The organism is Brachybacterium sp. AOP42-C2-15, assembly GCF_052377065.1.
Lineage (GTDB): Bacteria > Actinomycetota > Actinomycetes > Actinomycetales > Dermabacteraceae > Brachybacterium.
This window is the reverse complement of sequence record NZ_JBQSWK010000010.1, coordinates 73,301-97,814: the sequence shown is the minus strand read 5'-3', so window position 1 is coordinate 97,814 and position 24,514 is coordinate 73,301. Positions and strand designations below refer to the sequence as shown.

At 71.7% G+C, this 24,514-nt stretch carries 21 protein-coding genes; 10 read left to right on the top strand and 11 right to left on the bottom strand.

Annotated features, from left to right (window positions below):
- The first annotated feature begins 39 nt into the window (after positions 1-39).
- Positions 40-972 carry a hypothetical protein gene (locus tag ACT3SQ_RS07645; RefSeq protein ID WP_441443955.1) on the top strand — a complete coding sequence of 311 codons (933 nt, stop codon included), beginning with the start codon at positions 40-42 and terminating at the stop codon, positions 970-972.
- A 265-nt stretch (positions 973-1,237) separates the two neighbouring features.
- On the opposite strand, the gene ACT3SQ_RS07640 is transcribed toward ACT3SQ_RS07645, so the two are convergent.
- Together ACT3SQ_RS07640 and ACT3SQ_RS07635 are read right to left on the bottom strand one after the other, a co-directional pair.
- Positions 1,238-2,824, bottom strand: a complete 1,587-nt coding sequence (locus ACT3SQ_RS07640) for a solute symporter family protein (RefSeq protein WP_441443954.1) — start codon at positions 2,822-2,824, stop codon at positions 1,238-1,240.
- Positions 2,824-3,195: a DUF485 domain-containing protein gene (locus ACT3SQ_RS07635; RefSeq protein ID WP_441443953.1), complete on the bottom strand. Its 372-nt coding sequence runs from the start codon at positions 3,193-3,195 to the stop codon at positions 2,824-2,826. Before ACT3SQ_RS07635 ends, ACT3SQ_RS07640 begins: the two co-directional genes overlap by 1 nt.
- A 355-nt stretch (positions 3,196-3,550) precedes the next feature.
- Here ACT3SQ_RS07635 and ACT3SQ_RS07630 point away from each other — a divergent pair, with 355 nt between their 5' ends.
- Positions 3,551-4,783, top strand: a complete 1,233-nt coding sequence (locus ACT3SQ_RS07630) for an XdhC family protein (protein WP_444501853.1) — start codon at positions 3,551-3,553, stop codon at positions 4,781-4,783.
- A 34-nt stretch (positions 4,784-4,817) separates the two neighbouring features.
- On the opposite strand, the gene ACT3SQ_RS07625 is transcribed toward ACT3SQ_RS07630, so the two are convergent.
- Genes ACT3SQ_RS07625 through ACT3SQ_RS07610 form a run of 4 tightly spaced genes read right to left on the bottom strand, consistent with a single transcriptional unit; the run spans position 4,818 to position 9,286 of the window.
- Positions 4,818-5,465 (bottom strand): nucleotidyltransferase family protein, encoded by a 648-nt coding sequence (locus ACT3SQ_RS07625; protein ID WP_444601024.1) that lies wholly within the window; start codon positions 5,463-5,465, stop codon positions 4,818-4,820.
- A 20-nt stretch (positions 5,466-5,485) separates the two neighbouring features.
- On the bottom strand, positions 5,486-7,558 hold the full coding sequence (locus ACT3SQ_RS07620) for a xanthine dehydrogenase family protein molybdopterin-binding subunit (RefSeq protein WP_444501854.1): 2,073 nt from the start codon (positions 7,556-7,558) through the stop codon (positions 5,486-5,488).
- Positions 7,551-8,630 carry an FAD binding domain-containing protein gene (locus ACT3SQ_RS07615; protein WP_441443949.1) on the bottom strand — a complete coding sequence of 360 codons (1,080 nt, stop codon included), beginning with the start codon at positions 8,628-8,630 and terminating at the stop codon, positions 7,551-7,553. Before ACT3SQ_RS07615 ends, ACT3SQ_RS07620 begins: the two co-directional genes overlap by 8 nt.
- On the bottom strand, positions 8,627-9,286 hold the full coding sequence (locus ACT3SQ_RS07610; RefSeq protein WP_441443948.1) for a (2Fe-2S)-binding protein: 660 nt from the start codon (positions 9,284-9,286) through the stop codon (positions 8,627-8,629). The genes ACT3SQ_RS07615 and ACT3SQ_RS07610 overlap by 4 nt, the downstream gene beginning before the upstream one ends.
- A gap of 143 nt (positions 9,287-9,429) precedes the next feature.
- Here ACT3SQ_RS07610 and ACT3SQ_RS07605 point away from each other — a divergent pair, with 143 nt between their 5' ends.
- The 3 genes from ACT3SQ_RS07605 to ACT3SQ_RS07595 all read left to right on the top strand — a co-directional run bounded on the left by ACT3SQ_RS07605 (position 9,430) and on the right by ACT3SQ_RS07595 (position 14,653).
- Positions 9,430-10,395: a DNA topoisomerase IB gene (locus ACT3SQ_RS07605; protein ID WP_441443947.1), complete on the top strand. Its 966-nt coding sequence runs from the start codon at positions 9,430-9,432 to the stop codon at positions 10,393-10,395.
- An 80-nt stretch (positions 10,396-10,475) separates the two neighbouring features.
- Entirely contained in the window at positions 10,476-13,064 is a 2,589-nt protein-coding gene (locus ACT3SQ_RS07600) for an excinuclease ABC subunit A (protein WP_441443946.1), read from the top strand.
- Between the two features lie 806 nt (positions 13,065-13,870).
- A complete protein-coding gene (locus ACT3SQ_RS07595; RefSeq protein ID WP_441443945.1) occupies positions 13,871-14,653 on the top strand; it encodes a hypothetical protein in 783 nt (260 codons plus the stop codon).
- 23 nt (positions 14,654-14,676) lie between these two features.
- On the opposite strand, the gene dnaB is transcribed toward ACT3SQ_RS07595, so the two are convergent.
- Entirely contained in the window at positions 14,677-16,056 is a 1,380-nt protein-coding gene (gene dnaB / locus ACT3SQ_RS07590) for a replicative DNA helicase (RefSeq protein ID WP_345081390.1), read from the bottom strand.
- A gap of 260 nt (positions 16,057-16,316) precedes the next feature.
- On the opposite strand from dnaB, the gene ACT3SQ_RS07585 reads away from it, so the two are divergent.
- Positions 16,317-16,787 carry a hypothetical protein gene (locus tag ACT3SQ_RS07585; RefSeq protein WP_441443944.1) on the top strand — a complete coding sequence of 157 codons (471 nt, stop codon included), beginning with the start codon at positions 16,317-16,319 and terminating at the stop codon, positions 16,785-16,787.
- Positions 16,784-17,131 (top strand): PadR family transcriptional regulator, encoded by a 348-nt coding sequence (locus ACT3SQ_RS07580; protein WP_441443943.1) that lies wholly within the window; start codon positions 16,784-16,786, stop codon positions 17,129-17,131. The genes ACT3SQ_RS07585 and ACT3SQ_RS07580 overlap by 4 nt, the downstream gene beginning before the upstream one ends.
- Positions 17,132-17,302: 171 nt before the next feature.
- On the opposite strand, the gene ACT3SQ_RS07575 is transcribed toward ACT3SQ_RS07580, so the two are convergent.
- Together ACT3SQ_RS07575 and ACT3SQ_RS07570 are read right to left on the bottom strand one after the other, a co-directional pair.
- Positions 17,303-17,812 (bottom strand): mycothiol transferase, encoded by a 510-nt coding sequence (locus tag ACT3SQ_RS07575; RefSeq protein WP_441443942.1) that lies wholly within the window; start codon positions 17,810-17,812, stop codon positions 17,303-17,305.
- Between the two features lie 370 nt (positions 17,813-18,182).
- Entirely contained in the window at positions 18,183-18,539 is a 357-nt protein-coding gene (locus tag ACT3SQ_RS07570) for a GNAT family N-acetyltransferase (RefSeq protein WP_444601023.1), read from the bottom strand.
- A 174-nt stretch (positions 18,540-18,713) separates the two neighbouring features.
- Between ACT3SQ_RS07570 and ACT3SQ_RS07565 the strand changes: the two genes are divergently transcribed.
- Positions 18,714-20,156, top strand: a complete 1,443-nt coding sequence (locus ACT3SQ_RS07565) for a pyridoxal phosphate-dependent decarboxylase family protein (protein WP_444601026.1) — start codon at positions 18,714-18,716, stop codon at positions 20,154-20,156.
- 76 nt (positions 20,157-20,232) lie between these two features.
- On the opposite strand, the gene ACT3SQ_RS07560 is transcribed toward ACT3SQ_RS07565, so the two are convergent.
- Positions 20,233-22,002: a hypothetical protein gene (locus ACT3SQ_RS07560; protein WP_441443939.1), complete on the bottom strand. Its 1,770-nt coding sequence runs from the start codon at positions 22,000-22,002 to the stop codon at positions 20,233-20,235.
- 102 nt (positions 22,003-22,104) lie between these two features.
- On the opposite strand from ACT3SQ_RS07560, the gene ACT3SQ_RS07555 reads away from it, so the two are divergent.
- The gene (locus tag ACT3SQ_RS07555) at positions 22,105-23,046 is read left to right on the top strand and encodes a hypothetical protein (RefSeq protein WP_441443938.1); all 942 of its coding nucleotides are present in this window, start codon (positions 22,105-22,107) and stop codon (positions 23,044-23,046) included.
- 1 nt (position 23,047) lies between these two features.
- The gene (locus ACT3SQ_RS07550) at positions 23,048-23,836 is read left to right on the top strand and encodes a ferritin-like domain-containing protein (protein WP_444601022.1); all 789 of its coding nucleotides are present in this window, start codon (positions 23,048-23,050) and stop codon (positions 23,834-23,836) included.
- Positions 23,837-23,907: 71 nt separating this feature from the next.
- Here the strand turns inward: ACT3SQ_RS07550 and ACT3SQ_RS07545 are convergent, their stop codons facing one another.
- The gene (locus ACT3SQ_RS07545; RefSeq protein WP_442332408.1) at positions 23,908-24,435 is read right to left on the bottom strand and encodes a hypothetical protein; all 528 of its coding nucleotides are present in this window, start codon (positions 24,433-24,435) and stop codon (positions 23,908-23,910) included.
- Positions 24,436-24,514 lie beyond the last annotated feature (79 nt).

The following is a 24,514-nucleotide window of genomic DNA, read 5'->3' as shown; positions in this document are numbered from 1 at the left end:
CCCCGCCGCCCCGTCGCGGTGACGGACTACGGTCGGGGCATGCAGCCGATCCCCCGCCACTGGGCCACCATCCGCGAGACCGTCACCGTCCCCGGCGGGGACGAGTGGGCACTCACGATCCATGGCGCCTCCGACACCTCGCCCGAGGACGCCCAGCGCGATGCGCGTGAGCGCCTGCAGCGCGTGGCCGCGGCCGGAGGCCCCGAGCGACGGACAGACAACGGACTGGAGTACTACCCGCTGCGACGCCTTCCGGAGGAGCTGCTCGAGGAGCTCCACGGGCCCGACGACACCCTGATCGCGGCGATCACCCGCAACCGCTACGGCTCGGCGGTGCTGAACACCGATGCGGTGCTGATCAGCGACATCGACTTGGTCGAGCCGTCCTCGACGGACCGTGTGACGGCGGGCGGCGGAGGGCTGCTCTCGCGTCTGTTCGGCGGCCGCCGCGCGGAGGAGCTCACCGAGCAGCAGCAGGATCCGGACGCCTTCGGCCTGCGCTCACCGGGTCGTCGGGGGGAGCATCACGAGCGCACCCTGGCCCTGATCGAGGACTTCCGCGCCCTCCATCCCGAGCTGGGGGTGCGCACGTACCGCACCCGCAACGGCTTCCGTCTGCTGATCACCGGCAGCGGCGCGGCACCGTCGAGCGAGCGTGCGAAGAAGCTGATGGGGCAGGTGCGCAGCGATGAGCTGTACATGATCCTGTGCCGGGTCCACGACACCTATCGGGCGCGCCTGACCCCGAAGCCCTGGCGCGTGGAGGTGGACCGCTTCGAGGAGCTCGGCACCCGCACCGCGACCGATGACATCCACCGCGAGTGGGTGGAGCGCTACCGGACCGCCTCTGCGGAGGTGGCCGTGTGCCGGCTCCTGTCGAGCACCGGCCCCGCACCGGACCCCGTCGAGCAGCAGATCATCGACCTGCACGACCGGGCGGTGCGTCCGGAGTCGGGGCTGCGCCTGGCCTGAGCTCGCCCGGCCGATAACGGGTGGCGAGGTCCCTGCCTCGTGCGACAACCTCTTGCGCAGCTCGTCCGGCTCTTCGACCGCGACGCAGTCCACGGCAGGGTTACCGGTGAACGGCCCGGCGGCCGGGGATGCAGAGTTCTGCGCCCGCGAGGACCGATGCCGGATTCCGGATCGGTCCTCGCGGGCGCAGAACGTGGTCACTGGACCGTCGAGCCGCTGGGCAGCGCCGACATGCAGGGCTCCCCCGCCGGCCGCTCGCACCTGCTCAGTGGTCGATGGCCGCCTTTTCGGAGCCCGCACCGGTCATGGAGCGGACCTCCATCTCGGCCTGCTTGAGCTCGTTGTGCTCCGAGGAGGTCACCGAGCCGAGCCAGCCGAGGAAGAAGCCCAGCGGGACCGAGATGATCGCGGGGTTCGTCAGCGGGAACCAGGCGAAGTCGGCGCCGGGGATCATCGCCGTCTCGGAGCCGGAGACGACCGGGGAGAAGGTGATGAGGAACAGGGCGCTGAACAGGCCGCCGTAGATGCTCCACAGCGAGCCGCGGGTGTTGAACCGCTTCCAGTACAGGGAGTACAGGATCGAGGGCAGGTTCGCGCTGGCGGCGATCGCGAAGGCGAGCGAGACCAGGAAGGCAACGTTCTGCTCGGCGGCGAGGATGCCGCCGACGATCGAGACGGCGCCGATCACCAGCGCGGTGCGCCGGGCCACTGCGATCTCCTTCTTCGGATCGGCCTGGCCGCGCTTGATCACCCCGTTGTAGATGTCGTGCGCGAAACTCGCCGAGGCGGTGATCGTCAGGCCCGCCACCACCGCGAGGATGGTCGCGAAGGCCACCGCGGAGATGATGGCCATCAGCACCGTGCCGCCCACGGCATAGGCGAGCGCGGGAGCGGCGGAGTTCGATCCGCCCGGGAGGTCGCCGATCACGTCGACGCCCACCATGTAGGCGGCACCGAAGCCGAGCACCAGGGTGCACAGGTAGAAGAAGCCGATCAGGGCGATCGCCCAGACCACCGAACGGCGGGCCTCCTTCGCAGTGGGCACCGTGTAGAAGCGCATCAGCACGTGAGGCAGCCCTGCCGCGCCGAACACCAGCGCGATCGCGAGGGAGACGAAGCCCAGCTTCGAGGACCCGGAGGTGCCGTACTGGAGCATCGGCTCGAGGATCGCGGTACCGTCCGGATGCGCCTCCACCGCCTGGCCGAGCACCGCGGAGAGGTTGAAGCCGTTCAGGGCCAGGATCCACACGGTGGTGACGCCGACGGCGGTGATCAGCAGCACCGCTTTGATGATCTGCACCCAGGTGGTGCCCTTCATGCCGCCGATGAGGACGTAGAGGATCATGACGACGCCGACGACGGCGATCACGATCGACTGCCCGACCCGCCCTTCGATGCCGATCAGCAGGGAGACCAGTGCGCCGGCACCGGCCATCTGAGCGAGCAGGTAGAAGAAGGTGACCGCGAGCGTCGAGGTCGCGGCGGCGGTGCGCACGGGACGCTGGCGCATGCGGAAGCTGAGGACGTCCGCCATCGTGTACTTGCCGGTGTTGCGCAGCGGCTCGGCGACCAGCAGCAGCGCCACCAGCCAGGCCACCAGGAAGCCGACGGAGTACAGCAGGCCGTCATAGCCGTAGAGGGCCACGGCCCCGACGATGCCGAGGAACGAGGCGGCCGAGAGATAGTCGCCGGCGATGGCGATGCCGTTCTGGCGACCGGAGAAGGCACGGCCGCCGTGGTAGAAGTCGCTGGCGCTGGTGGTGGTCCGAGACACCCTGATGACGACCACCAGGGTGACGACCACGAAGGCCAGGAAGATCGCGATGTTGAGGACGGGATTGCCGAATTCCATCAGAGATCACCTTCCAGCTCGATGCGGATCTTCGAGGAGATCGGGTCGAGGGACTTGTTCGCGTGGCGGATATAGAGCCAGGTGATCAGGAAGGTCATGAGGAACTGGCTGAAGCCGAGGATGATCCCGAGGTTCAGGTTCCCCAGCACGTGGATCGACATGAAGCCCTCAGCGTAGGTGGACAGCAGCACGTAGGCCAGGTACCAGACCAGGAAGGCGATGGTCATCGGGATCGCGAAGCCGCGGAAGTTGCGACGCAGCTGGCCGAACTCCTCGGACTGCTGGACGGCGAGGAACTGTTCGGGGGTGGGGGACGACGGACTGCCGGGATCCGGCGTCGTCCCGGGGGACGCGTGGGACGGGGTGCTCACGGTGCACAACTCCTTCGTTCTGCGGGGACACCCAGTGGGGAGCAGGGTGTCGCTCGTGCGCAGTGACAGTAGCAGTTGTGATGGCGACCACAAGAAACGTTCGTCCGGAAAGCGTCGGGGCCGTCCTCACCCGCGCGCGACGTCGGAGCGGTGTTTCGAGAGCCCGTTGCTGATGGTGCCGCACGAGGGACCAGAAGTTTCGATGCCGGGGATCCGGCCGACGGGACATGCGGGGCCCGGCATGTCGCGCCGGCGCCGGACGCCCGGTTCCCGGGCCTCAGGCCACCCCATCCAGGCTCCCGGTCACCCGGTCGGGATCATCGATCCGGCGAGAGGTCGCGCATAGGGTGGGCCTGTGCTCGATGTCCTGGCGATCGCCCAGCAGCGGCTGACCTGTGCTTCCGACCCCGTGGCCTGTGCCGTCGCGACCATCGTCGCGACGCAGGGCTCGGTGCCCCGGCCCGTCGGCACCTCGATGCTGGTCGGCGCCGACGGCTCGCTGCACGGCTCCCTCTCCGGCGGATGCGTCGAGGGCGCGGTCCTCGAGGCCTGCCAGGAGGCGATGGAGACCGGGGACGCCGCGGTGCACCGCTTCGGGTTCAGCGAGGAGGACGCCTTCGCCGTCGGATTGATGTGCGGCGGCTCCCTGGACGTGCTCGTGCAGCCCTTCATGCCCCCGTCGGCCGAGGATTCCGAGGCGGTACGGAGCCTGCTGGGGCTCACCGTCGACGGGCGCCCGCCCGCCGCGTATGTCACGCAGGTGCCACGAGACGCCGCCCCGCCGCTGGCCGCCCTCGTGCCCGGCAGCGGACCGGACGAGGTGCGACAGTCACTCGCTCCGCTGCTCCCCGGCGCACAGCTCGCAGACGCCGTCTCCCAGGTCGCGGGGATGATCCGCGAGGGCCGCACCGGCACGATCCGGCTCGCCCCGCAGAACGAGGGCGCGCCATCGAGCGGGGGCACGCCACCGAGCATGGGCGCCCCGCCGAGGGGTAGCGCGCCGCCGAGCGCGGGTGCACCGCCGAGCGAGCTCTTCGTCGAATCCCGCACCCGGCCGGCGCATCTAGTGGTGCTCGGAGCCAACGCCTTCGGACAGTCGCTGGTCGAGGCCGCCCGCCCGCTGGGGCTGCGGATCACCCTGTGCGATCCCCGGCCGGCGTTCACCGATCCGGCATCGTTCCCGGGCGCGGAGGTGGTGCGCGCCTGGCCCCACCGGTTCCTGGCCGACGCCGCCCAGTGCGGTGACCTCGATCCCCGCAGCATGATCTGCGTGCTCACGCATGATCCGAAGGTCGACGTGCCGGCTCTCTCGGCCGCGCTGGAGCTCGACGTCGCCTATGTGGGGGCGATGGGGTCCCGGCGCAGCGATCGTGATCGACGGGCCGCCCTGCGGGAGGCCGGGGTCGGGGAGGAGGCGCTGGCCAGGCTGCGCTCCCCGATCGGACTCGACCTCGGCGCAGACACCCCCGCGGAGGTCGCCGTCTCGATCCTCGCGGAGATCCTCGCCGTGCGCGCGGCCCGCGGGACGGTGGAGCCGCTGCGCGATGGGAGCGGGCCGCTGCACGTGAGCCGCGGCCCCCGCGCCTGAGGGGTCAGCCCGAGGCGCCCAGGCGCCTGAGGGATCAGCCCGGGGTGCCCAGGCGCCAGAGCTGCTCGGGGAGGTCGAGGTCCGCGCCGTCCTCGAGGTCCGTGCAGTCCACCAGCTGCACGAGCTCCCGCTGGCCTCGCAGCAGCTCGCGGGCCCCCACCTCGTGATGCGCGGCGTCCGCCGCGGCGGCGGTCCAGCGAGCGTCGAAGAGCACCGGATGGCCCCGGCGGAGCCGCCCGGAGGCGTCACGGTGCGCGGCGGCGGTGATCTCCCCGCGGCGGTGGGCGGCGAGCACCCGGGCCACCTCCTCGGCGCTCACCCCGGGCCGATCCACCGGGGTGAACAGCACGTCTCGGCCGGGGCCGATCGCGGCCAGGCCCCTCTGCAGCGAGGTCCCCATCCCCTGGCGCCAGTGCGGGTTCTCCCGCGCCTGCACGCCGGGGACTGCCGCCACCGCGGCCCGCACCCGTGCCGCCTCCGCCCCGATGACCACCACGACCTCGGCGCAGCCACCACCGAGCAGCGCCCCGGCGAGGTGCTCGACCAAGGTGAGGCCGCGCGTCACCAGCAGCGCCTTGGGGCCACGGCCGAGGCGGGTGCCGGCACCCGCGGCGAGGATCAGGCCGACGGGCGGCTCAGCCTCGCCCCCGGGCCGCGGGCGGTCGGCCCCGGGAACGCTCACCGAGGCAGGGCCGGGCGCGCTCACCGAGGCAGGAAGGCGCTGCCGAACACGGGCAGGTCACGCACCCGCACCCCGGTGGCGTGGTGGGCGGCGTTGGCGATCGCCGCCGCGGCACCGACGATGCCGATCTCGCCGATGCCGCGGGCACCGAGCGGTCCGGCCTGCGGATCCTCCTCGTCCAGCCAGTGCACCTCAAGGGAGCGGATGTCGGCGTTGACGGGCACGTGGTATTCGGCCAGATCGTGGTTGACGACGTGGCCGAAGCGGGGATCGAGCTCGCCCTTCTCATGCAGCGCCATCCCCGCGCCCATGGTCATCCCGCCGAGGAACTGCGAGCGGGCGGTGCGGGGGTTGATGATCCGGCCGGCGGAGAACACTCCGAGCATGCGGTCCAGGCGGATCTCTCCGGTGCTCTCCTGGATGGCGACCTGTGCGAAGTGGGCACCATAGGAGTGCATCGCGAACCTCTGCTCGGCAGGGTTCTCCCCCGCCTCCCCGGTCGCTTCGGCGCCCTCGGCAGGCGCCTGGCCGTGCTCGCGGCGGAAGGTCTCCGCGGCGGCGATGACCGCCGCGCTCCAGCTGGCCATGCCGGTGGACCCGCCCGCGACGGTCGCGTTCGGCAGCGCGGTGTCGCCGATCTGCAGGGCGATCAGGTCCGGGTCCACCTCGAGGGCGTCGGCCGCGACCTGGGTCAGCGCGGTCCAGGTGCCGGTGCCGAGATCCGCGGCGCCGATGCCCACCTCGAAGGTGCCCGCCGCGTGACGGATCCGGGCGATCGAGCCGGGTTGGCGGGCGGCGGGATAGGTCGCAGAGGCGACACCGCTGCCGATCAGCCACTCGCCCTCCCGGCGCGCGCGGGGCCGCGGGTCACGCTCGCCCCAGCCGAAGCGCTCGGCACCCTCGCGCAGGCAATCGATCAGGCGGCGCTGGTTGAAGGGCAGGCCGGTGTCCGGGTCGAGCTCGGGCTCATTGCGCACGCGCAGCTCGATGGGGTCCACGCCGCAGGCCTCGGCGAGCTCGTCCATCGCGATCTCCAGGCCCACCATGCCGGGCGCCTCCCCGGGGGCGCGCATCCAGGAGGGGACGGCGAGGTCCAGCGGGAGCACCCGCTGGGTGAGGTGGCGGTGCGCGCCGGCATACATCTGGCGGGACGGCTTGATCGCCTCCTCGGGGAACTCCTTGGTGCGGGAGGAGCTGGAGACGGCGTCGAGGGAGAAGGCGCTGATGGTGCCGTCGGCCCGGGCTCCGATCCGGAAGTGCTGCGTGGTGGCCGGGCGGTACCCGGTGATCGCGAACATGTGCTGGCGGGAGACCGCGTACTTCACCGCGCGGCCGGGCACGGTGCGGGCGGCGAGGGCCGTGAGCATCATGTCCGCGTGGGGCACGCCCTTGGAGCCGAAGCCGCCGCCGACATGGGGGCTGATGATCCGCAGCCGCTCGGGGCCGATGCCGAGCATCGGGGCGAGCGCCTCCCGGGCCGGATGGACGCCCTGCGTGGAGGTCCACAGGGTGAGGTCATCGCCGTCCCAGCGCGCGATGGTCGTGTGGGGCTCCATCGGGTTGTTGTGCTCCAGCGGTGTCGAATAGCGCTGGTCCACGACGATCTCGGCGGCGGCGAGCGCGGCCTCGACGTCCCCGGTCTCGACGTCATCGGCGCCGTCCTCCGGCTCCCGCACGTCCGGGTGATCGGGACGGAAGCGGGCATCGTGGGGAGCGGCCTCGGTCGTGATCGCGACGAGGTCGGCGGCGTGGCGGGCCGTCTCCGGGGTCTCGGCCAGGACGGCGCCGAGGTACTGGCCGTGGAACCCGATCCGGTCGTCCTGGAGGATCGCCAGCTCCCCGTCCTCGGTATCGGCCAGGCGGGGCGCGTCCTGGTGAGTGAGCACCCGTGCCACCCCGTCGAGGGCGAGCGCAGCGGCGGCGTCGATCGCGGTGACGCGGCCGCGGGCGATCTTCGAGCACAGCGGGTAGAGGTGCAGCGGGTTCTCGACGGGATGCTCGTAGGCATAGGGGGCGCGGCCGCGCACCTTGTCCGGACCGTCGATCCGCACCCGGCCGGTGCCGATCGCGGAGGCACGCAGCAGGTCACTCATCACGGGCCTCCTCAGGCTCCTCGGGCTCCTCGGCGAGACCTGCGAGCTGCGCGAGCACGCTCACCATCACGCCCTGGGCCATGGGCAGCTTGAACTCGTTGCCCTCGACGGGCCGGGCCTGCTCGAGCTCGGCGGCCGCGGCCCTGCGGAACGTCTCGCGGGTGGCGGGCGCCCCGGCCAGGAGCTCCTCGGCGCGGCGGGCACGCCAGGGGGCGTGGGCGACCCCGCCGAGGGCGATTCGTGCGGAGCGGATCCTCGGTGCCGTGGCGCGCTGTCCGGGATCGCCCGGCTCGGCGTCGCTCGGTCCGGGGTCGCCCGGCTCGAGGTCGAGCACCGCCGCGACCGAGACCAGCGCGAAGGCGAAGGACGCGCGATCGCGGATCTTGCGGTAGGTCGATCGCGCCGAGCGCACCGGCGGCGGCAGCTCGACGGCGGTGATCAGGTCGCCGTGCTCGAGCACGGTGTCGCGCTCGGGCTCGGCGCCCGGGAGGCGATGCAGGTCGGTGAGGGGGATCCGCCGTTCCCCGCCGGTGCCGAGCACCACCACGGTGGCCTCGAGCGCGGCCAGCGCTACCGCCATGTCGGAGGGGTGGGTCGCGATGCAGTGCTCGGAGGCGCCGAGGATCGCGTGATAGCGGGTGTAGCCGCCGATCGCGGAGCAGCCGGAGCCCGGTTCGCGCTTGTTGCAGGGGGTGGTGGCGTCCTGGAAGTACACGCAGCGGGTGCGCTGGAGCAGGTTCCCCCCGGTGGTGGCGGCGTTGCGCAGCTGACCGGAGGCGCCCGAGAGCAGGGCGCGGGAGAGCATCGGGTAGTCGCGGCGCACCCGGGGATCGGCGGCGAAATCGCTGTTGCGGACCATGGCGCCCAGGCGCAGGCCGCCGTCGTCGAGCTCCTCGATGTCCGCGAGGTCCAGGCGGCCGACGTCGACCAGCAGCTCGGGCGCAGTGATCCCGAGCTTGAGGTGGTCCACCAGGTTCGTGCCCCCGGCCAGGTAGGTCGCGTCGGGCCGCTCAGCGACTGCGGCGACCGCGGCGGCGGGATCGCTCGCCCGTTCGTAGTCGAAGGGTCTCATCGTGCGTCCTCTCCTGCTGCCAGGTGCGCCGTCCGGTGCGCCGCGGGCTGCGCCGCCTGCTGTGCCGTCCAGTGCGCTGCGGGCTGCGCCGCTGCGGGCTGCGGCGTCTGACCCGCCGCCTGCTGCACGGCAGCGACGATGTTGACGTAGGCGCCGCAGCGGCACAGGTTCCCGCTCATCCGCTCGCGGATCTCGTCCTCGGTGAGCTCGACCGGGCGGCCCGGATCTGCGTCCACCGGGCTCGCGTCCTCGGGATCGGCGCCTACGGGGTCCTCGGTGACCACGCTGGGGCGCCCGTCGGCCGCCTCCCGGAGCACTCCGGCGGCGGAGCAGATCTGGCCGGGGGTGCAGTAGCCGCACTGTAAGGCGTCCTGGTCCAGGAAGGCCTGATGGAGGTCGGAGAGCTCGCCGTCGGGTGCGAGCCCGTCCGAGGTGATGACCTCCGCGCCGTCGACGGAGACGGCCAGCGCCAGGCAGGAGTTGAGGCGCCTGCCATCGATGAGCACGGTGCAGGCGCCGCACTGGCCGTGGTCGCAGCCCTTCTTCGGGGAGGTGTTCTCGAGATGGTCGCGCAGGGCATCGAGCAGGGTGGTGCGGGGGTCCACGATCAGCTCATGCTGCTGACCGTCGATGACGAGGTGCACTGGATGGCCCATCGGGCGCCTCCGGATCGGGTCGGGATTCGAACCTACTGTCCTCGGAGGTGCTCGGCAACCGGTCGCGCGCGCACCGACCGATCGTTCGCCCGCGCTCTGGGTGCGGGTCCTACGATCCCGTCATCCGTTCCGGGAGGAGAGCCATGGCGCGTCTGCATCGGGTGTCCCCGGAGCGCGACCCGGGCCTGTCCCGCTCCCTGACCTCGCGGGGCACCGTGCGCCTGACCCGGCCCGACGGTCGCGTCGCGAGTGGCCGCGATCGGCGCCGCGTCGAGGCGCTGGTCATCCCGCCCGCCTGGAGCGAGGTGTGGATCTGCGCGGACCCCCTGGGGCACATCCAAGTGGTGGGCACCGATGCCGCCGGGCGCCGGCAGTACCTCTATCACCCGCAGTGGCAGTCCCGGCGCGGCCGCAGCAAGTACGAGCGGGCGCTCGACCTCGCCGAGACGCTTCCGAGGGCCCGCGCCCAGGTCACGCGGGCGCTGCGGGGCGAGGACCTCGACCGGGAGCGAGTGCTGGCCACCGCCTTCCGCCTGCTGGACCTCTCGGCCGTGCGGATGGGTTCGACGGCCTCCCTGCGCAGCGGGCGCAGCCGGGGCCTGACCACGCTGCAGCGCCGGCACGCCCGGGTCGACGGCCCGGTGGTGACGCTCGCCTTCCGCGGCAAGAACCGGATCGAGCATCAGCTGGAGCTGGAGGACGAGGACCTCGCCTCCTCGATCAGGCAGCTGATCGTCGGCGACCCGCGCACCCTCCTGCTGAGCTGGCGGGAGGGCCGCCGACGCCGCTCACTCACCCCTGCCCTCGTCAACGAGCACATCGCAGCCGTCACGGGTGGCGCCTTCACCGCGAAGGACTTCCGCACCCTGCACGGCACCGTGATCGCCGCGCAGACCCTCGCCGATATCGGGCCGGTGCGCGGTCGCCGTGCCCGTGCGCAGGCAGAGCGGGCAGCGGTGCAGGCCACGGCGAGCGCGCTCGGGAACACCGTGGCGGTCGCGCGCAGCTCCTACATCGACCCCCGGGTGCTGACCCGGTATCGGCGGGGGGAGCTGCTGGCCGGGTCGCGCAGCCCGGAGGCGGCGCTGCGGGATCTGCTGCGGGGATGACCGTTGGGGATGACCGGTGGACATGACCGGTGGGGCATGACCGCACCCCGGGCACGGCCGCCGCTTGCTACGTTGGCGGGATGGATCTTCACGACCTCTCCCTGACCGGCGGCGATGACGGCTATGTGCACGTGCGCGGCGCGCGACTGCACAATCTGCGGGATGTCGATGTCGACCTTCCGCGCGGTCGGCTCGTGGCGTTCACCGGCGTCTCGGGCTCCGGGAAGTCCTCGCTCGCCTTCGGCACGATCCATGGGGAGTCCCAGCGTCGCTACCTCGAGTCGGTCGCGCCGTTCGCGCGCCGGCTGATCGGCAGCGCCGTGGACCCCCGGGTCGAGGCGGTCACCGGGATGCCGCCCACTGTCGCTCTCGAACAGCGCACCACGGCGGGCGGCACCCGCTCCACCGTCGGCACCACCACGAACCTCTCCAACGCGATCCGGCTGCTGTACTCGCGGGCCGGCGACCATCCGGCCGACGTCCTCGAGCGCGGCGCCGCCCTCCATGCCGCCCAGCACAGCGGCCTCCCCAGCGGCCGCCTGACCTCGGACTTCTTCTCCCCGAACACGCCCGACGGCGCGTGCCCGCGCTGCCACGGCGTGGGCGCCCTGCGCGAGCCCACGGAGTCCTCGATGGTCCCCGACGCCTCCGTCTCGATCGATGACGGGGCGATCGCCGCGTGGCCCGGGGCGTGGCTCGGCAAGAACTTCCGCGACATCCTCGCGACCCTCGGGATCGACATCCACCTCCCCTGGCGGGAACTGCCGGAGGAGACCCGCGACTGGATCCTCCACACCGAGGAGCAGCCGGTGGTGACCGTCGAACCGGTGCGCGAGCCCGGCCAGGCCCATGGCACCTACCAGGGGCAGTGGCGCAGCGTGGAGCGATACCTGCGCGACACGGTGGCGACCTCGAAGGCGGAGTCCTCACGCCGGCGCGCGCTCACCCACTTCGAGGTCTCCACCTGCCCGCTGTGCGAGGGGCATCGGCTGGGGCCGGACGCGCTGCGCGTCACCTATGCCGGTCTGCCGATCTGGCAGCTCACCGCGCTGCCGCTGGATGACCTCCTCGCCGCGCTGACCTCCCGCATCGAGGCGCTGCCCCGCGGCGAGGGCACCCCGGAGCAGGAGGCGGAGAGGATCCTGCTGCCCTCCGTGCTCCCGGTGCTGCGCACGATCGTGGGCCTCGGCCTCGGGCACCTCGCCCTGGATCGCCCGGCGGGCACCCTGTCCACCGGTGAGCTGCAGCGGCTGCGACTCGCCGCCCAGCTGCGCTCGGGCCTGTTCGGCGTGGCCTACGTGCTGGACGAGCCGTCGGCCGGGCTGCATCCCAGCGAGAAGGCGATGCTCCAGCACCTGCTGGACTCCTTCCTCGCCGAGGGGAACTCGGTGCTGCTGGTCGAGCACGACATGGCGCTGGTCGCCGACGCGGACTGGATCGTCGACGTGGGGCCGGGCGCCGGCTCCGACGGCGGCGAGGTTCTCTACTCGGGCGTCACCGAGGGGCTGGGCGAGGCGCAGGACTCGGTGACCGCCCGCTACCTCGACCCGGCACCGCTCGCGCTACGAGGATCCGACGACGTGCGCGAGCCCGGAGGCTGGCTCGAGATCGACGGGCTGAGCACGCGCACCCTGCGCGACGTGGACCTGCGCCTGCCGCTGCGGTCCTTCACCGCGGTCACAGGCGTCTCCGGGGCCGGCAAGTCCACGCTGGTCACGCACTGCCTGGGCACGATCCTCGGCGAGCGCGTGCGCACCACGGTGGCCGACGAGCCCGACCCGTCGGCCGACGGAACCGAGGTCGCCGCGCCCACCGACGCTTCCGGCGTCGCGGATGACCGGGTAGGGCACGGCGAGGTGCGCGGCGCCGAGGGCATCGACCGGCTCGTGCACATCACCCAGCGGCCGATCGGCCGCACGCCGCGCTCGTGCCTGGCCACCTATACGGGGCTGTTCGACCGGGTGCGGCGGCTGTTCGCCGGCACCCCCGAAGCGCGGGCGCGCGGCTGGGGCGTGGGCCGCTTCTCGTACAACGTCGCCGAGGGCCGCTGCCCCGAGTGCAGCGGCACCGGACACATCGAGGTGGAGCTCGTGTTCCTGCCCGGCTCCTATGCGACCTGCCCCCGCTGCCGAGGCACCCGCTACAACCCCGAGACCCTCGAGGTCCGGTGGGAGGGGCTGAACATCGCCGAGGTGCTGGGGCTGTCCGTGACGCACGCCCGCGAGGTGTTCGCCGCCGATCCGAGGATCTCGCGGGCGCTGGATGCGCTGCACGCGATCGGGCTGGGGTATCTCACCCTCGGCCAGCCCGCCACCGAGCTCTCCGGCGGCGAGGCGCAGCGGATCAAGCTGGCCACCGAGCTGCAGCGCACCGTGCGCGGGCACAGCGTGTACCTGCTGGACGAGCCCACCTCGGGCCTGCATCCTGCTGACGTGGATCTGCTGGTGAGCGAGCTGAACCGGTTGGTGGACGCCGGGCAGACGGTCCTCGTGGTCGAGCATGACCAGCGGGTGATCGCCCAGTGCGACCACGTGATCGACATGGGCCCCGGGGCGGGTGCGAAGGGTGGGCGGATCATCGCGCAGGGCGCTCCGGCGCAGGTCGCCGCGGCGGAGGCGAGCCTGACGGGGACGCATCTGCGCGACGCGGCCCGCGGCGGGGCCGGCTGAGCGGTCAGCTGCGCGGCGTGAGCTGTCCTTGCTCTGTAGCTCAGCGCGCCGTCGGAGCCCGTCCCTCAGCTCCGGCGGAACGGTCGGAGTCGGGATGATCACGGGCATGCCTGCAAGCGCCGGCTCGACGTCCGTCGCGTCCCTGTCCGCTCCGCGCGAGGTCGTCCCAGTGCGAGGTGCGAGCGCTCCCATGTAGTTGAGCACGGTGAGCAGGATGGACATGGCGCTGGCAACGACGGCGAAGTAGTTCCCGAGCACGAGGGCGGTGCCCATGCCACCGCTCCAGGTGTTCCGGAACAGCATCAGCTGCATGTCGAACAGGAGCACCACCAGCGCCAGCACCTTCGCCGCGTACGAGACCATCGCCCCCACCTGCCAGCCTCGGCCAACCTCCCGGTCACGGGCCATGCCCTTGACCCAGGGGTCGAACATGGTGGCGACCAGCAGCACGGACAGGATCTGGGCAGCGCCGAAGGCGGACTCCGAGACGCTCGCCCCCGACGTTCCCGCGGGAACGCTTTCGCCGCCGGTGGAGCGGGCGGCGGAGCTGGCACCGAGCTGCACCGATCGGCGGACGGCGCGATCGACGAGAAACGGCCCGGGACAGCGCACATACTCGGTCTGGTGAGCTGGGCGAGTGTAGTGTCCTGGCCACAGCGATATCTCGCGACGTCGTCGACGACGGGAGGGCTCACGGCCGGTTCGAGCTGCCAGAGCAGCTTCTGCGACCCGTGGTCTCGCCCTGATGGGCGACTGTCCCAACTCAGCGACCCAGATCTCGGAGAGGGTCATCCCAGGGAGGCTCCATGAACGCGAAAGTTGTGTGGGAGCCCTGGCCCACCGCCCCGGACGCGCCCGCCGGGTTGCTGCGCCCCGGCGCGGCCGCCCTCGGCATCCGCCACCAGGGGGAGCTGCGCGCCGTGCTGCGCCGCTGGGTCGGGGACAGCTCGAGGTGGTTCACCCGCTGGCCAGACGGCGGCCCGTCGGAAGCCCCGGCACCATCGATGTTCTTCGGCAGGGCAAGCAGCACCGACACCGCCGAGGCCTGGTTCGAGATGACCGGCGTCGACGGTCAGGACCAGGTGCTCGCCCGCGCCGCGATCGCGCCCGGGGAGGAACTGCGATGGCTCGATGAGCCGCCCGACGGCCCGCTCGGCGCTGTGACCGCCGGTCTCGCCGAGCTGACCTCCCGGGCGTTCGGACCGGGCACCGCGCCGCAGCTCCGCGACGGCAAGGTGCTCGCTCTGCCCGGGCCCGAGCTGCCCGGCCTCAGCGAGGACCTGCGCCAACGCTCGTGGCACGTGCGCGACCACCGCGGATCGGCAGGAGACTCGGTGCTCCGAGCCCTCGAGATGCCACCCCTGCGGGATCCGGAGGAGGACACTCTGCGGGCCCGGCGCGCCCACCTCGTCCGCTCGTCGGCCCCGCTGTCCGCACCGGGACTCATAGTGTGGCGCACCGGCGGCGTCCGCCTCTGGCGCGGCGGCGCGCATCCGCTGCTCGACGCCCCGGTCGCGCCGAGCGATCTCACGGAGGCCGAGTCGCTGCTCGCCGAACACGTAGCGGGCGAACCATTCGGCGACGCCTGACCGGGCGCGGCGAGTCGACCGGCTCAGCCGCTGAAGCCGCCGCCGGAGTGGGCCATGTCCTTGAATCGGGAGTAGTGGCCCTCGAAGGCGACCGGGATCGTCTTGGTGGCGCCGTTTCGGTGCTTGGCGATGATGAGGTCCGCCTCGCCGGCGCGGGCGGACTCCTTCTCGTAGTAGTCCTCGCGGTGGATCAGCAGGATGAGGTCGGCGTCCTGCTCGATCGAGCCGGATTCGCGCAGGTCGCTCATCATCGGGGTCTTGTCGGTGCGCTGCTCGCTGCCACGGTTCAGCTGCGAGATCGCGATGACCGGAACCTGGATCTCCTTGGCCAGGAGCTTCAGGGCGCGGGAGAACTCCGAGACCTCCTGCTGGCGGGACTCGACCTTCTTCCCCGAGCTCATCAGCTGCAGGTAGTCGATGACCACGAGCGAGAGGTCATGCTTCTGCTTGAGCCGCCGGCACTTCGCACGGATCTCCATCAGCGACATATTCGCCGAGTCGTCCATGAACAGCGGGGCGTCGGCGATGCGGCTCATCGCGCGGGCCATCGACTGCCAGTCGCGGTCATCCATCGAGCCATCGCGCATGCGGTTCATCGGCACCTGGGCCTCGGCGCTGAGCAGACGCATCGTGATCTCGGTCTTGTCCATCTCCAGGGAGAAGATCACCGAGGTCTTGCCGTTGTGGATCGACGCGGAGCGCAGCACGTCCATGCCGAGGGTCGTCTTGCCCATCGCAGGGCGGCCGGCGAAGATGATCAGCTGACCCGGATGCAGGCCCTGGGTGAGCTCATCCATCTCGGCGAAGCCGGTGGGGGTGCCAGTGACCTGGCCGCCGCGGTTCTGGGTGGCCTCGATCGCGTTGAGGGTCTCATCGATCACCTCGCCCAGCGGCAGGAAGTCCTCGCTCTGACCACGCTCGGTGACCGCATAGACCTGGGCCTGGGCCTCGTTGATGGCCTCCTCGACCTCGCCGCCGTCGGACGCATAGCCCAGCTGGACGATCCGGGTGCCGGCCTCGACCAGTCGGCGCAGGGTGGCGCGCTCGACCACGATCTCGGCGTAGTAGCCGGCGTTCGCCGCAGTGGGAACCATGTCGATGAGATCGGCGAGATAGGCGCCGCCGCCCACCCGGGCCAGCTCGCCGCGCTTGGAGAGCTCATCCGAGACGGTCACCAGGTCAGCAGGCTCACCGCGCCCGTAGAGGTCGATGATCGCCTCGAAGACCATCTCGTGGGCGGGCCGGTAGAAGTCGTTGCCGCGGACGATTTCGACCACATCGGCGATCGCGTCCTTGGACAGCATCATGCCGCCCAGCACGCCGCGCTCGGCGGGGAGGTCCTGGGGCGGGGTGCGCTCCAGGCCGCGGTCGGGTCCAGCTTCGAAGGCCTCGGTAGATGTCACCGAGCCAGTGTAGGAAGTCCGGCTGACCGTCGGGACGTGATCTCTGACGGATGGGGACGGCTGGTCCATGTGGAGGAGCGTTCCGCGGCCACCGGACCACCGGCGGCAGTGAGACTTGCCTCCTCGGCGAGGCATGCCTCGTCACGCAGGGGCCCACGGGAGTTCGCCCGGAACCCTTGACGGCTTGATCTGCACCAGAGGTACAGTGCCTATACGCACCGCACCATTGGTACACAGCCAATGGGAATCAGGAGGGCATCATGACCACCTCATCCGCATCTCCCCCGCCCGAGACGTCATCCCGCACCGACCGTGCGCACTCGACCTTGTTCCCCTACGCCCTCGCCGCGCTTGCGGCCACAGCGGTCGCACACCTGATCATCGGGCTCGCGGGCCACCGCATCACGGTGCTGACCACACTTCCTCTGCTCGTGATCGCGCTGGGCTATGCGACATACCTGGTGATCTACGGCCGGGCGCTGGGCCGTGTCCGCTATGGGCGCCTCGTCGCCCACGCCCTCACCTACGCGATCGTCAATACCGGCTACCTGCTGCACGCCTATGTGCTGATCGCGTCGGCCTCCCCTGCCATCCAGGGCGATGGTCACCTCGCTCTGAACGCCGGCTGGTTCGGCGCCACCTTCGGCATGGCCGGGTTCTGGGGGATCGGCCTGATCGCGCACGGACTGGCGGCGCTGCACGAGCGCGGCTTCGAGGCGCGACGCGCATGACCTCGCATACCGACCTGTCTGCGGAGGATGCCGAATGGGTCGAGGAGCTGGCCCGCTCCTGGATCGAGGTGTACAAGAAGTCCGCGACCACCCTCGCGCTGCTGCGGATCGTCGGCGAGCACGGTCCGATCTCGGCCACGGGGATCGCACCGCACTTCGCGAACGCCACGGGGTGGACACTCACGGATCGCGGTCTCTATCGCACGTTGCGGCGCCTGGCAGAGTCGGGGGTGCTCAGCCTCGAGAAGGTCGACGTGGCCCGCACCGGGGCGAAGCGTCAGGACTTCGCGCTCACTGCGATGGGTCGCGCCCATCTGGAGCGGATCGAGAACGAGCTGATCTGATCGTTCAGCTGGTCTGGACACCGAGCTGGTCCTGACATCGAGCTGGTCTGGACACCGAGCCGGCCCGGACACCGAGCTGGTCTGGACACCGAGCCGGCCCGGACACCGAGCTGGTCTGGACACCGAGCCGGCCCGGACACCGAGCTGGCCTGGGTACCGACGGGTCCGCGGTCACTCCCCCAGCGGCATCCCGAGCGCATAGGCCGTCTGAGCGAGGTGCTGGATGGCATCGTCGACGATACTCACCAGGCGTGCGCCCCGGGTGACGGGCGGATCCCACTGCTCGTCGATGATGTCGTCGAGAGCTGCCACCGAGAGGGTGTCGAGGTAGCTGTCCAGCGCGGCGAGCGTGGCGTGGACGTAGTCGATCAGTCCGGCGCCGTCGTCGACCAGGATCCGACGGGCCTCGGCGGGGGTGTGGCCGTAGCCGACAGCATCTCCGGCCGAGCCGAGGCCGAAGCGCTGGTCGAAGCCGTCCGCGGTCCACACCTGCTCGCCGTCGGCGAGATCGGCGAGCTGCACATCGATCTCGCGCCCGGTGTGCCAGAGCAGCCAGGCCACGGAGTTGGGGTGTCCACCGGGTCGGGCGTTGAGAGTCGCCGGGTTCAGCTGGTGGCGCAGACGCTCGGCGGCGTCGCGGGGGCGGGAGGTCAGGTCACGGAGGAGGTCGAGAGCGTCCATGTCCCGACGGTACTCCGCCGCACTCCATGGCTCACCCCTGTCGGACCGCGCGTACCCCTGCTCTCAGTCACCGGTCCCCGCTGCGAGCCAACCCGCCACCCCGTCAACTCGCCAGCCAGCCAGCCACCCCGTCAACTCGCCAGCCCGCCAGCCCGCCAGTCAGCCAGTCAGCCAGTCAGCCAGTCAGCCCGCCACCACTTCTCTGTCGCTGGTGACGGTTGAACGCTCCCCAGCCGTTCAAAGCTCACCAGAGACAGATTTCTGGTGGCGAGGGGACACCTGGTGGCGAGGGGACTTCTGGTGGCTAGAAGAGTGGAGATGGGGTGGGCCGGCACCGAGGCCGGGGCCGGGGCCAGCACCGGGGCCGGGATCAGTCCTCGACGATGACGCCGTCGGCCTGCTCGGGATGGCGCTGCAGCCAGCTCTCGATGAAGGGGCAGATCACCAGGACAGGCAACGAGATCGCCCTGGCCTCGGCGAGCGTGGTGCGCACGAGCACGGAGGCCACCCCTTCGCCCCTGTGCGCGGGGTCGGTGACGGTGTGGATCAGCTCGATCCGGTGACGGGTCCGCTCATAGATCATGATGCCCACGACCTCGCCGCCGCGCACCGCCTCGTAGCGTCCGATGGCTGGGTTGTCGCGGACCGCGATGGTCTCTTCCGGGCCGTGGACATGGTCCTCGACGTCGCTGCTGCTCAGCCGAGCTCCTTCCGGGGCTGCCTCCACGGTACGGCAGGGGAGCCGGAGCTGTCAGGGCACGGAGCGGTCCGGTTCCGCTCCGGCGGGAGGGTCCGGCGTGGGAGCATGCTGGGCGTGATCGAGAAAACCGCAGATATTCCGTCCTCCCCCACCGCCGCGGAGCAGACGGAGCCGACGGAGCCGACAGAGCAGTCGGAACAGGTGGAGCAGCCAGGGCAGGTGGACCAGTCGGAGCAGTCGGCCTTCACCCGGGCCGCCGACGCCCTGCAGAGCCATCGCGCGCATTCGGAGGTCTGGGGGGATGAGCGCGAAGCGGTGAGCATCGCGCTGCAGTGGGCCGCCGCACACACCACGGTCGCCACCGATCCCAAGACCACCGCCCGCAGCGCCTCCGCATTGCAGGAGGACGTCGGCGAGACCATCACCGAGGGCGGCATCGGTGCCGAGCGGGCGATGGAGCTGTTCGACCAGGTGCTGCTGCCCGCGACCCGCTCTGCCGAGGATCCGATGAACCTCGCCTACATCCCGGCCGCACCCACCCGGGCCGCGGTCGCCTTCGACTCCGTGGTCTCCGCCGCGAACGTCTTCGGGGGGATCTGGGAGAACGGCGCGGGCGCGATCTTCGCCGAGAACCAGGTGCTGCGGTGGCTCGCCGATCTGCTGGGCTGGCCCGCCGAATCCGCCGGGGTGTTCGTCGCCGGCGGCACCCACGGAAACCTCTCCGCGCTCGCGACCGCCCGCGACCACGCACTGCGGAGGCGCGGACGCCGGCCGGAGGGAGGCTGGGCCCTGGCCTGCGCCTCGACCGCGCACTCCTCGATCTCCTCGGCCGCGCGGCTGCTGGACATGGACCTGATCTCCGTGCCGGTCGATGATCGCGGGCATCTCACCGGCGACGCGCTCGAGCGCGCGCTCGAGGCCGACCCCCGGATCTGCGCGGTGGTCGCCTCGGCGGGGACCACCAACGCGGGCATCGTGGACGACCTCGCCTCCGTGATCGAGGCGGCCCATCGCCACGGCGCCTGGGTGCACGTGGACGGCGCCTACGGCGGGGCAGCCCTGGCGGCGCCGAGCGCCCGGGAGCGCTTCGCGGGGATCGAGCAGGCCGACTCCTTCATCGTGGACCCCCACAAATGGCTGTTCGCCCCCTACGACTGCTGCGCCCTGCTGTACCGGGACCCGCGCCCGGCTGCGGCGGCGCACTCCCAGCACGCCGCCTATCTCGATTCGATCGACCGCGGCGAGTCCAACCCCGCCGATCTCGCGGCGCACCTCTCGCGCCGCACCCGCGGGCTGCCGCTGTGGTATTCGCTCGCCACCCATGGCACCGACGCGTACTCCGCCGCGGTCGAGCGCTGCCTGGCGGCCTCCCGCACCGTGGCGCGCGCGATCGGGGAGACGGAGCATCTCGAGCTGCTGCTCGAGCCGGAGCTGTCGGTGGTGGTGTTCCGTCGGCCCGGATGGACGCCGGCCGACTATCGCCGCTGGTCGCAGCGGCTAGCGAAAGAGGGGACGCTCCTGTGCGTGCCCACCGCCTTCCAGGGGGAGGTCGCGCTGCGGCTCGCGTTCGTGAATCCGGCGACAGATCCGGCGGCGGTGATCGAGGTGCTGCGCACCACGATGCTGGCGGCCGACGGCAGCTGAGGCACCCGCACGCGGGGCGCCAGCAGCTGAGGCGCCAGCTGCTGAGGCACCGGCTGCTGAGGCGCCGGCGGGCCCCTCACTCCCCCGCCAGCTGCTCCTGCAGCGCGTCGAGCCGGGTGACGTCCTCGTCCCTGCCGAGCTGGGCCCAGCCCTCGCGGGCGCGACGGGCCGCTCGGCGCGCCTGCGCCTGCTCCCCCCGCGCGGCGAGCAGGTGGGCGTGGCGGTCATCGAGGTACGTCGCCCAGTAGCGGGCGCGGGCATCGTGGCCCGGGGGCATCTCGTCGATCGCCTGCATCGCCTCGCGGCGCCGCTGCTCGCAGTCCCGCTCCTCCACGCCCGTCACGCCACGTGCCAGGGCGTCGCCGGTGGCGATGAACAGGCCCACCCGGGCATCGACCCGATGATCCCAGAGCAGCTCCGTGGGCAGCACCGGGCGGCCGCCGTCCGGACGGGTGCGGCGCTCGACCGCGCGTGCCGCCGCGATGACCGGCTCGAGCTTTTCAAGGTCGAGCGCCCGCCGCAGCACCAGGGCGCTGGCCTCGAGCTCGGTGCGGATCAGCTCGCTGCGTGCCGCGGCCGGGGTGCTGAGGTCGTCAGCGAGGCGACGGGCAGCAGTGGCCAGCGTGCGCAGCTCACGCAGCGACGCGGCCTGCTCGCCCTGCCGCTCATGGATGCTGGCGCCCAATCGGGCGGCCTCGAGCAGCCCGTGCTGGTCACGCTGCCCTCGCGCGATGGTGCGCGCCTGCTCGAGAGGCACCCAGGCGGCCTCATAGCGCTCCGCCTGGACCCGCTGTGCGGCCACGGCGAGCAGCGGCTCGACGCGCAGCTCCTCGCGACCGAGGGTGCGCTGGAGGGAGACCAGCCTGCCCGCGGTGAACGAGGCATGCGCGGCGGCGCCGGCGGCCATCAGGGCCCGCAGCAGCGCGGTGATCAGCCCGATCCGCAGCGGCGGGTCCTCGATCTCGTGCAGGGCCTCGAGCGCCTCCAGCGCATGGTGCACCGCCTGCAGCGGATGCTCGATGCCGAGGGTGCGTGCCAGCACCGCATGCGCGCCGATGACGGTGCGGGCAGGGTCAGCGCGCGGCCCGTCGGCCTCGACCTCCGCCAGCTCGCTCAGCTCCAGGAGGTCCAGCGCGGCGGTGGTCGCACCCGGGAGGTCGCCCATGCCCTCGAGCGCCTGGGCGAGGTGCAGCCGCAGTTCCAGCTCCGGGTCGACCAGCAGCCGTTCCCGTACTGCGGGGAGCGCAGACAGCGCCGCTCGCAGCCTGGCCGCATCCCGTCGCGGATCCGGCGCGACGTCCCGCGGTCCGGGCAGCGAGGAGCGCGCGAAGGCGCGCATCACCACCAGCATCTCGGCCGACGCCTGCGGGGCCTGCCCTCGCCGACGACCACGGGAGGTGGGTGCGGTCTCGAGCGCCGCCCGGCTGAGTGCGCTGGGTCCCGACAGCGCGGGCTCCCGCTCGAGCAGGACGGTCAGCATCGCCGCCGCCTGCTCGAAGTAGCCCTGGCGGTGCAGCAGGGAGACCAGATCCGCGGTGTCATCCCTGATCCGGGACGGGTCAGCGCTCATCAGAGCTCCATGCAGCGCCATCCGCAGCAGATGGAAGCGGTCCGCAGGAGCGGCGGGAACCCGGCGGAACTCCCCCACCAGGCGGCGGGCGTCACGGGGGTGCTCGGCATGGAGAAGGTCGCTCGCCCGGTGCGCGGCCTCCCGGACGTCTCCCGGGTGCGGCAGCGGCAGCTCGGCAGGTCGCAGTGCGGCCCGGAACCGGCCGAGATCTGGCAGGCCGCTGCCGACCTCGTCACCACCGGGGCCCGGGAGCGAGGAGGCGCCAGAAGTGATCACAGACCGAAACCTACCAAGCGTCCATGCATCAGCCCACAGCCAGGTCTCCTCCGTACAATGACCGGGGCCCTCGAGGCCGCGACCGACGAGAAGAGGTAGAAGGTGGTTGTCGACCTGACAGGGGGCACGGCGGCCTCGACCCCTCACTCCCAGGTGCAGGATCCCCATGACGCCCGTGCACGCCCTGCCCGCGAGGGACGCTTCACGGGGCATCTCCACTTCGACGAGACCATCGTCCCGGTGCTGCACACGGACTTCGACGTCGCCGCATATGTGCGCAGGGGCACCGCACGGCTCGAGGTGGACACCGCGCTGCAAGCGACCGAGGAGCCGCTCGGCGAGGACCTGCGCCTTGCCCTCGGGGTGCTGCAGCGCCTGGAGTCCTCGGCGCTCGGGGAGTCGCGGGCGATGCTCGCGACCACCACCGGCAACGAGGCCCGGATCACCGCCTTCCTGGCCACCTGGCTGGTGGACCGCTTCTGGCAGTCCCGTGCCCTGCGCGATCTGCTCACCGGGGACCACGCCACCGACCGTCCCCGGGCCCGGCACCACCCACATCCACTGGCCGCGCTGCGCCGTCTCCATGTGGATCGGGTCCAACCGCTGCTGACTCCGGTGTGGAACGTGACGGCCGGCGAGGCCCTGCCCGCCGGCCATATGGCGCGCATGGCGATCCAGGAGGCGTCCCTGCAGGCGGCCCTGGTGGCGGTCTCGCGCCGGACCTCCGGGGAGGCGCGACGCGTCCTCGATATGGTCGCCGAGCGGCATCAGGCCGCTGTCGACTTCTTCGTCGCCGAGGCGATCGCCCGCCTCACCCGCTCTCGCGGTGAGGCCATCACGGCCCGGGCGCTGCTCTCGTTCGGCTCGCCGCTCGACGGCGGCGGGCTCATCGATCCTGACCTGCGCCCCGCCCTCGCCGTGCTCGGCGCGGACCCTCGCGATCGCGCTGCCCTGCGGCGCGCCCGGTTCGAGATCACCAGGCTCCTGCCCGGCCCCGATCTCCCGGACCCCTACCTCAGCTCTCTGCCCAGCACCGGAGTGTGACATGGCTTTCGACCTCGATCAGTTCGCCCAGACCTCGATCCCCGTGAAGTACGAGGACCTCGACTTCGACACCTTCGACACCCAGCCGCTGGATGCGCAGACCCTGCGCTCGCTGCGCTATATGTGCGACGTCGAGTACCACACCTCCTGCTTCCTGCGCGATCTGCTGGTCACGCCCTCCCACCGCGAGGAGGACGCCGGCGGCTTCATGACGATGTGGAATCGTGAGGAGTTCTGGCACGGGGAGGCGCTCTCGATGGTGCTGGCACGGCACGGGATCATCGTCGACTACGACGAGATCAAGGCCAAGCGCGTGAAGCTGGGCTGGATGGGAGCGCTCGGACCGCTCAAGCAGTCCGTGCTCACCAACCTCGCCGGGACCGACTTCGTCGCCGTGCACATGGTGTGGGGCGCGGCCAACGAGCTCTCGGCCGTGGCCGCCTACCGTCGGCTCTCCGCACTGACCGACCATCCGGCCCTGTCCCCTCTGCTGAAGCGCATCGCCCAGCAGGAGACCCGCCACGTCGCCTTCTACACCACCCAGGGCAGGGAGCGGCTCGAGGCCTCGCAGGCGGCGCAGAAAATCGTGCGCCTGGTGATGAGCCGGGTCTGGAAGCCGGTGGGCAGCGGCATGATGGACGAATCCGAGGTGGTGCACGTGATGAACCATCTCTTCGGCGGCAAGTCCTCGGAGCTGGACAAGCTCGACAAGCGGATCCAGAAGCTGCCGGGTCTGGACGGGCTGACCATCTTCCGCAGCGCCTTCGCCCGCCTCGGCATCCCCGCCTGAAGCGGCCCGGAGGGCCTGGAGCGGCGGGCGCGGTCAGCCGATCTGGAAACGGTCAGCCGGGGTGGGGGCGGTCAGTCGTCGTCGTCATCATCGTCGGAGTCGTCGTCGTCCTCGCACTCCAGCTCGCCGTCGTCCCACTCGCAGACGCCAGAAGGGCGGGAGGGGGCGCTCTTGCTGCTGCCGGAGGAGGAGCTGTTCGACCCCGAGGAAGAGCTGCCGGAGCTGCCGGAGCTGCCGGACCCGCTGGATGAGCTGGAGGACGAGCCCGCGGAGCGCGGCTTCGGAGCGGGCGCGGGCGCAGGGGACGCCACGGGCTCCATCGTGCCCACCCCGGTGTCGGAGTGGATACCGCGCACCGGCTGTTCGGAGGCGGTGGGCGCGGGCAGAGCGACAGATTTTCCTGCAGGCTGCGCCCCTTCACTCGCAGGCTGCGCCGCGCTCTCCGACGCCGGGGCCTCCGCACCGCCCGCGACCGAAGTCTCTCCGACCGAGATCCCGGCCCGCGCCTGCGGGGCGTCATCCATCGAGGGCAGCACGGCGAGACCGATCACCGCGAGCGCGACCACCACGATGATCCCGAGGGTCCGCAGAATCTTCATGTCAAGCATGTTCGCCGCCGCCGATGAGGTGCTCGTGAAGGCGAGATGAGAGTCCTCTCATGAACGTAGTGGCCTGCGG

Coding starts and splice junctions, on each gene's coding strand:
- ACT3SQ_RS07645 (WP_441443955.1), top strand. CDS start 40: ATGCAGCCGATCCCCCGCCACTGGGCCACCATCCGCGAGACCGTCACC.
- ACT3SQ_RS07640 (WP_441443954.1), bottom strand. CDS start 2,824: ATGGAATTCGGCAATCCCGTCCTCAACATCGCGATCTTCCTGGCCTTC.
- ACT3SQ_RS07620 (WP_444501854.1), bottom strand. CDS start 7,558: ATGAGTGACCTGCTGCGTGCCTCCGCGATCGGCACCGGCCGGGTGCGG.
- ACT3SQ_RS07615 (WP_441443949.1), bottom strand. CDS start 8,630: ATGAGACCCTTCGACTACGAACGGGCGAGCGATCCCGCCGCCGCGGTC.
- ACT3SQ_RS07610 (WP_441443948.1), bottom strand. CDS start 9,286: ATGGGCCATCCAGTGCACCTCGTCATCGACGGTCAGCAGCATGAGCTG.
- ACT3SQ_RS07605 (WP_441443947.1), top strand. CDS start 9,430: ATGGCGCGTCTGCATCGGGTGTCCCCGGAGCGCGACCCGGGCCTGTCC.
- ACT3SQ_RS07600 (WP_441443946.1), top strand. CDS start 10,476: ATGGATCTTCACGACCTCTCCCTGACCGGCGGCGATGACGGCTATGTG.
- ACT3SQ_RS07595 (WP_441443945.1), top strand. CDS start 13,871: ATGAACGCGAAAGTTGTGTGGGAGCCCTGGCCCACCGCCCCGGACGCG.
- ACT3SQ_RS07585 (WP_441443944.1), top strand. CDS start 16,317: ATGACCACCTCATCCGCATCTCCCCCGCCCGAGACGTCATCCCGCACC.
- ACT3SQ_RS07580 (WP_441443943.1), top strand. CDS start 16,784: ATGACCTCGCATACCGACCTGTCTGCGGAGGATGCCGAATGGGTCGAG.
- ACT3SQ_RS07575 (WP_441443942.1), bottom strand. CDS start 17,812: ATGGACGCTCTCGACCTCCTCCGTGACCTGACCTCCCGCCCCCGCGAC.
- ACT3SQ_RS07550 (WP_444601022.1), top strand. CDS start 23,048: ATGGCTTTCGACCTCGATCAGTTCGCCCAGACCTCGATCCCCGTGAAG.
- ACT3SQ_RS07545 (WP_442332408.1), bottom strand. CDS start 24,435: ATGAAGATTCTGCGGACCCTCGGGATCATCGTGGTGGTCGCGCTCGCG.